The organism is Novosphingobium rosa NBRC 15208 (assembly GCF_001598555.1).
GTDB lineage: Bacteria > Pseudomonadota > Alphaproteobacteria > Sphingomonadales > Sphingomonadaceae > Novosphingobium > Novosphingobium rosa.
The window spans coordinates 21074-28599 of the sequence record NZ_BCZE01000088.1; the positions used below are offsets into that span (position 1 = coordinate 21074).

Annotated in this window: 1 protein-coding gene; it reads left to right on the forward strand. The window is 63.9% G+C overall.

Annotated elements, in window-relative coordinates:
* The first annotated feature begins 469 nt into the window (after nucleotides 1–469).
* Nucleotides 470–7489, forward strand: coding sequence for an N-acetyltransferase (locus SR3_RS25890; protein WP_068092747.1), 7020 nt, complete (start codon nucleotides 470–472; stop codon nucleotides 7487–7489).
* The last annotated feature ends 37 nt before the right edge of the window (nucleotides 7490–7526 follow it).

The window sequence follows — 7526 nt, forward strand, 5'->3', positions numbered from 1 at the left end:
AAACCACGTTCACGCCACACCCTTCGCACCGGTAGATCCCCGAATGGGGAGCGGTCTGCCCCGGATGATGGATTGCATCAAAGGCGGTATGATTGGACTGGCTGAGGAACTTGCTGTATTTGTAGTTTGCCATTGCGGCCTCCGAGTTGGTCGCAATCGCCTTGACTTCAGATGCCCAACGAGTACGCAACCCGTGCATTGATGCTCTGCCCACCGGCGATTGCATTCGTGGTGGCGGATGAAGGGGGTGGGCTGCAACCTGCCCCCTTTTCCTTGTCTGCTGGCGCTTTAGCACGGCGAGTGCCAAGAGTCCCGTAGGGCGTGCACCCGACTCTTGGAATATTTCGGGAACGCCTGAAACAATCATTATAAATCAACGGTAAATTTTGATCTGTATTCTGCAGACAAAAAACTTATCCCCAAGTTGAGGGCGATTCATTCGGACAAATCCATGACGTAGCCCCAGGCTATGCCCAACCAGCCTCAGATCCCTTGGGATTATTATGCCAGCCTGCGCCGCCAGCAGGCCGCCGCTCCTGCATCTTCTGACCCGGTAGCGGCCACGCTCTCGGCGATGAATGCTGACACTGCCCATCAGGCGGTGCTGACCAGCGGCGATCCGGCTCAGATCGGGCGCGCCAACCAGCTTGGCCGGCAGGTGGGTGAGCATCCCGCCATGATCGAGGATGGGTTGGACGATGTGCAGCGCGGCATCAACGCTCAGGGCATGGCGGGCATGGCACAGGCGAATCCTGCCATCGGCCAGCATCTGGCGCAGAACCCGCGCACCGCCGCCGCTGCGGCTGGGGATCACCAGTGGCTCAATGTGCTGGGCCAGAGCTGGGATCATCTGACCAACACGCTGCCCGGTGTGATTGATGACATCTTTCAGGGCACCAACAATTCGGGGGCGAACGGTGGCACCTCCTCTATGGGCGCCAGCGGTCTGATCGCCCGCCCGCTTATGGCTGGCATGGCCGCGCTGATGGGGAATACAGCTGCGGCCCCGGCATTGAAGCGGGAAGCCGGGCCGGTTGGTCAGAACCTCCGTGGCGCACTGTTTGCCGGTGTGGCAAACCTTTATTCGGGCGCAACAGGTTATGCCCGCATGGTCACCGATGGCATCGGCTGGGGGAGTGCCTCGCAACTGCTCGACCAGCAGCGGCGCAATGCGAATGACTATGCCATGCGCACCATGCCGCACACTGGCGAATGGGTGCCTGACCAGATCCTTGGGGGTGTTTCCAATGTGCCCTCAACCGGCCTTGCGCTGGGGGTAGGACTTGGCGGTCGCGCGGTCGGGCTCGGCCTCAAGAGTGCTTCGGCGCTCGGGGCGATCTCGGGCGGTGTCGTTCAGGGCGGCCAGAGCTACAACAAGGCGCGCGATGAAGGGCTGAGCTGGGGACAGGCAGCGGCCTATGCCAACATCGATGCGGCCACCGAAACGGCTGGCGAATATGTCGGCGAGTTGCAGTTTCTCAAAGCAACTGCTGGCGGCTCCAGCCTGATGACCCGTTTTCTGCGCAGCCAGATTGGCGAGGTGGCAGGTGAAGAATTCTCCACCGTGGCACAGGATTTCAGCGCCTGGGCGATCCTGCCGGAGAACAAGAACAAGCCGATCAGCGATTTCTTTGAGAAGCTGCCCGAGGATATGGCCAGCACCGCCGTGCAGACGCTGGTGGCGGGCGGTATCTCCAACCTGACGATCGGCGGCATCGAGCATGTGCTCAACACGGGGGCGGCGCAGCTGCGGCGCCGGGTGGCCGCCGAGGGTCCGGATATCGTGCGCGCCGACATGGCGCAGCCGGTGATCGAGACGATGGCGCAGGCGGCGCAGAATTCCCAGCTGCGCGCCCGTGATCCCGAGGGGTACAACGACATCGTCCGCGATCTGGGTGAGCAGCACGGCGCCACCCATGTCTTCGTGCCCGGTGAGGCGGTCCAGTCCTACCTGCAATCGGACGGTTTCGACCCCTTCACAGATCCCATGAGCCAATGGGCAGACCATGCGCGGGAAGCGGCGGCGACTGGCGGCGATGTGGTGCTGCCGGTGGAGTTCGCCCTGGGCACCCTGCCCGGCACCCCGGCCTTTGCCGCACTCAAGGATGACATGCGGCTCGACGCCGGCGGCCTGTCCCAGCGCGAGGCTGATGAACTGAAGGCGCGCTATCCCAAGGCGATGGAGACGATGGCCGAGCGGGCCACGGGGGCGGATCAGGGGCAGCAGGCCAGCAATGCCGCCATTCAGCGCATTGTCGATCGCGTTACCGCACAGCTGGAGCAGAACGGTTTCACCCCGGCGGCAGCATCTGCGCAGGCTCAGCTGATCGCCATGCGCGAGGCGACCCGAGCCGCCCGGCTGGGCCGTGACCTGACAGGTAATGAGTTCCAAACCGAGGTGCGACAGATCGGGACGCCTCCGGCGCCGGAGGCGCGCCAGGCCGATGTGAATGATCTTGTCATCCATGCACTGCGCAAGGGCGCGCCCGCCACAACCCAGGGCGGCAAGAGCCTGCTGGAGTTCATCGCCGACCGGGGCGGCATCAACGATGATGGTGGCGACCTGCGCTCGATGGGCATCGAGGACTGGCACCGGGCCAAGCCGTTCCGCAATCGGTTGGTGCGTGATCCCGAACTTGGCCTCAACACAGGCGCGCCGTCGGGGCGGGGCGATTACGGTATCGATTCGACGCTGCGCGCCGCGATCGAGGCGGGCTATTTCCCCGAGCTGGCCAATGTCGAGAATGAGCATGGCCCCTCCACGCTCGATACCAACCATCTGATGGATGCCATCGGCGAGGAGCTGGCGGGGTCGCCACGCTATGCCGAGGCGCCGACGACAGACCATATCCGCCAATGGGCGGAGGATCTGCGCCAGATGCTGGAAAGCCAGGGCCATGATCCCGCCAGCATGACGGATGAACAGATCCGGGAGGCGATCGGCAAGCTGGAGCCGGGGAGCGATTCAGGCCTGAATTATGAGGAGTTGCCCGAGGGTGCCGCGCGCGCGTTGGAACAGGGCGAGACGCTCGCTGAGATCCAAGCTGATGCTGCAAGTCGCGGTGTCACGCTCAAGATCACCGATGGCCGATATGGCACTGAGATCAATTTGATCGACACTTCAGAAGCTGGCCGTGGCACTGGTGTGGGCACAGAGTTTATGCAGCGCTTGGCCAATTGGGCCGATGCCAACGGCGCGCGCCTGCTACTGACACCAGACACGTCATTCGGAGCCAGTTCGCGTTCGCGGCTTGTATCCTTCTACAAGCGGTTTGGGTTCAAGGAGAACAAGGGGCGATCCCGTGATTATTCCACGATGGCGGGGATGATCCGTGATCCGAAAGGTTACAATCAGGGGGCTTTCTCTGGGCCGCGTGGGCGCATCCTCTTCGGGGGTCAGCATCCTGTAATCGAGCTATTCCAGGCGCGGAACCTGTCCACGCTGTTACATGAGTTGGGGCACCAGTGGCTTGAGGAGCTGCGGGCCGACGCCGAGGGCGCGGACACGGTGCGCCTCTATCGCGGCCAGGGTGATCTAAGCTCTTCTCGCCAAGGGAACACCAAAGACGGGCATCTCAACTTCACAACAGATCCCGAGATCGCCGCAAACTATGCCGGGCGTAACCCCGACGGTGAATTGTATTACATCGACCTACCACGGCAGGAGGCAGAGAAATATCTGACCGGGCATCTCGCTGACGTGCCAGAGGGCGTGGCACAGGGGATGAAGCAATTCACGGATTACGCCTCTTTGCGGCGTGCCGCGATGGATCAGGGATTCGCTCTCACCCCGACCGAATATCACGAGCATGCGGTAGCCAGCGCTGCCCAGCTGCCTGCAATTGCTTCTGGCGTGGTGCAGGACTGGGAAACTGTGAAGCGCTGGTTTGCCGATAAAGGCCATGCCATCGGCGAGGATGGCGTGATCCCGGTCGATGCCCATGAGCTGTGGGCGCGCGGCACCGAGCGCTATCTGATGGAGGGACGCGCGCCCTCCTCTGCCCTGTCCCGCCTCTTCGAAACCTTCAGGGGGTGGATGCTGGCAATCTATCGCAAGGTGGATAGCCTGCGCGCGCCGATCACGCCGGAGATCCGCCAGGTGATGGATCGTATGCTCGCTACCGATGACGAGATCACAGCGGCGCAGGACCGGTTGCAGCTGGAACCGCTGTTCCGCGATGCGGCATCAGCCGGGATGACCGGGCCGGAGTTCGCGGCCTATGCCGATCAGGTGCAGCGCGCCCGCGAGGAAGCGGGCGGCCAGCTGATGGCCAAGACCATGGCCGATATCCGCCGCAGCAAACAGGCGGCCTATCAACGCGAATGGCGCGAGGAACGCGACAAGCAGGCCGAGCAGCTCGACCGCTCTCCCCTGCTCTCCGCGATCCGGCTGGCCAAGGAGAATGGCATCTCCAAATCGTGGATGGCGGATCGGCTGGGGCAGGATGCCGTTGACCTGCTGCCCCGGATGGTGCCGCCCCTTGCCCGCGAGAAGGGCATGAATGCCGATGATCTGGCGGAACAGGCCGGGTTCGCATCCGGGCAGCAGATGATTGAGACGCTGATCGGCGCCGAGCGGGCGCATAAGGAGGTCGTGGCCGGGGGCGACAAGCGCGGCTTGCGTCAGCGTCTGATCGATACGGCCACCGATGCGGCCATGGAAGCGCGCCACGGCACAGATCCGTTCAACAACGGCGAGATCGAACGCGAGGCGCAGGCGGCGGTGAACAACCAGCTTCAGGGCGAAGTTCTGGCCGCCGAGGCCCGCGCTCTCGCGCGCCGCACCGGGCAGGATGTGACGCCCTACTCTCTGGCCCGCCAGTGGGCGCGCAACAAGGTGCGGGGCGGCATCGTGGCGGAGGAAGCTTCCGCCGGTGCGATCGCGCGCCATGCGCGCAATGTGGCCAAGGCCGGGCGCGCGGCAGAGGCGGCGCTGGTCAAGGGTGATATGGGCGCTGCGCTGGTGGCCAAGCAGCAGCAGCTGATTTCCTCGGCCCTGCTGGCCGAGGCCAAGGAGGCGCATGATCAGGTGGAGGCGGCCAAGGATCGGCTGGCTAAGATCGCCCGGCGCAAGACCATGAAGTCAGTCGACCAGGCCTATCTGGAGCAGGCCCAGACACTGCTGGCCGAGGTCAACTTTGTCGAGGCGACCCAGAAGCTGCTGGATCGGCAGAACAAATGGGCGGAATGGGCGCAGGCGCGGCAGGCCGAGGGCTATGATGTCGTGGTGCCCGCCAGCTTCGAGGCGACCATCAAGGGCACGCATTGGACCCGCCTGTCTGTCGAAAACCTGATGGGGCTGGACGAGGCGGTGGCGCAGGTGATGCATCTTGGCCGCCTGAAGCAAAGCCTGCTGGACGGGCAGGAGGAGCGCGACTGGGCCGATATCGAGGCGGAGGCGGTCCACGCCGCCAGTCATCTACGGCAGCGGCCGCCCGCGCCGCTGATCGAGCCGGGCCTGGGGGATCGGATCAAGTCGGGTATCCTCAGCATCGATGCCGCGCTGTTGCGGATGGAAACCGTGTTCGACTGGCTCGACGGTGGTGATCCCAATGGCGTGTTCAACCGCATCGCCTTCCGCCCGGTGGCTGATGCGCAGGCGCGCGAGGATGCCATGCTGGCCGATTACTATCACCGCACCCGCAACCTGTTTGAGGCCGTGCCGCGCGAGGATCTGGGCCGCTGGCAGGATAAGGTGGTGTTACCGTTCCAGTATCGGGTGACTGGGGCGCCGGTGGAGCTGCGCCGACACCAGATCATCGCCATGGCGCTGAACGTCGGCAATGAGGGCAACCTCCAGCGCCTGGCCGATGGCTATGGCTGGAACCGTGGCGCCATCATGGACTTCCTCAATGGCACACTGACCAAGGGGGAATGGACCTATGTGCAGGGCGTGTGGGACACCATCGAAACGCTGTGGCCCCAGATCGAGGCCATGGAGAAGCGCATCAACGGCGTAGCGCCTGACAAGGTCGAGCCGCTCAAGTTCCTGACCCCGCATGGCGAGATGCAGGGCGGCTATTACCCGGCGATCTATGATGAGACCCGGGATTACAAGGCCGAGGAAAACCGGGGCCGCGATGCCGATCTTTTCGAGGGACGCTATACCCGCGCCAACACGACGGCCAGCGCCACCAAGGCGCGCGAGGAGGTGGTGAAGAAACCCATCCTGCTGGATATGGGGGTGATCAACCGGCACCTGGGCGAGGTGATCCACGATATCACCCACCGCGAGGCGGTGATGAAGGCCTGGCGTTTCCTGACTAGCGAGCGGGTGATGCAGGCGGTGGATGAGGCGCTGGGGCCAGAGGTGCGCAAGCAGTTCCGCCCGTGGGTGAAGTTCATCGCCAACCGGTGGGCCAGCGAGCGCGCGGGCAATGAAGGGTTCGGCAAGTTCATTCAGGCCCTGCGTGCAAATACCACAGCAGTGGGCCTCGGCCTGCGCGCGAGCACCATCCTCGTGCATACCAGCGGCCTGGTCTATGGCACCGAGGTGATCGGCGAGAAGTGGATGGCCCAGGGCATGGCGGCGATGGCCAAGGACTATCGCGGCACGGTGAACCATGTGCTGGAACAGTCGCCCGAGGTGCGCGCCCACCTTGAGCATTTTGACAATGATATTCGCAAGCAGATCGACAAGCTGAACGATGGGCGCCCTCTGACCAAGGCGGCGGCCCACATCCGCGAGGCGCAGCGCTTTCTGTTTCATGGCATCGGCTTCATGGTTCAACGCGTCTCGGTGCCGGTCTGGGTTGGCGCCTATAACAAGGGGATCAGCGAGGGGCTGAGCGATGCGGACGCCAAGTTCGCCGCAGACAAGGCCGTGCGAAAAACCATGGGCTCGGCTGGGGCCAAGGATCTGGCGGCCATCCAGCGCGGCACCGGGAAATGGGGTGAGGTCGCGAAGCTGTTCACGATGTTCTACACCCAGATGTCGGCGCAGTATCAGCGCCAGCGCACGCTCTATCGCGATGCCACAGGGCAGGATGTGCGCCAGCCCCGTAGCCTGGGGCGGCTGGCCGCGCGCGCATGGTGGCTGATCGCCATTGCCCCGATGTGGGATGCGGCGATCAAGATGGCGCTGGGCGGCCATGGGCCGGATGACGATGAATGGTGGGCCACCTTCGTCTTCAAGCATGCGCTAGCCAATCAGCTGGCGCCAATCCCCGGCCTGCGCGATCTCTTCCAGCCCACATGGAACGCGGTGGCCGGGCACAAGGTGTTCAACCCGTCCGTCACCCCGCTCCAGAAGGTATATGACAGCGTCATCAACCTGGGCAAGGATGTGGGCAATGTCGCCCATGGCAAGCCCACAAAACAGCTGACGCGGCACGCTCTCGAATCGGTCGGCTATGCCACAGGTCTTGTACCGGGGCAGTTCGCCTCAGCCACGCAGTTCCTTGTCGATCTGGGGAACGGGGAGGCACATCCGCATTCGGTCAGCGACTGGGTGCAGGGTCTGAGTACCGGCAAGATCAAGGAGCACTGACCGGCAGGGCCTGCGATTCAAGCCGCAGGCCCAGCCC

Excerpts from the sequence above, each read along its gene's own strand:
- SR3_RS25890 (WP_068092747.1), top strand. The coding sequence starts at position 470 with ATGCCCAACCAGCCTCAGATCCCTTGGGATTATTATGCCAGCCTGCGC.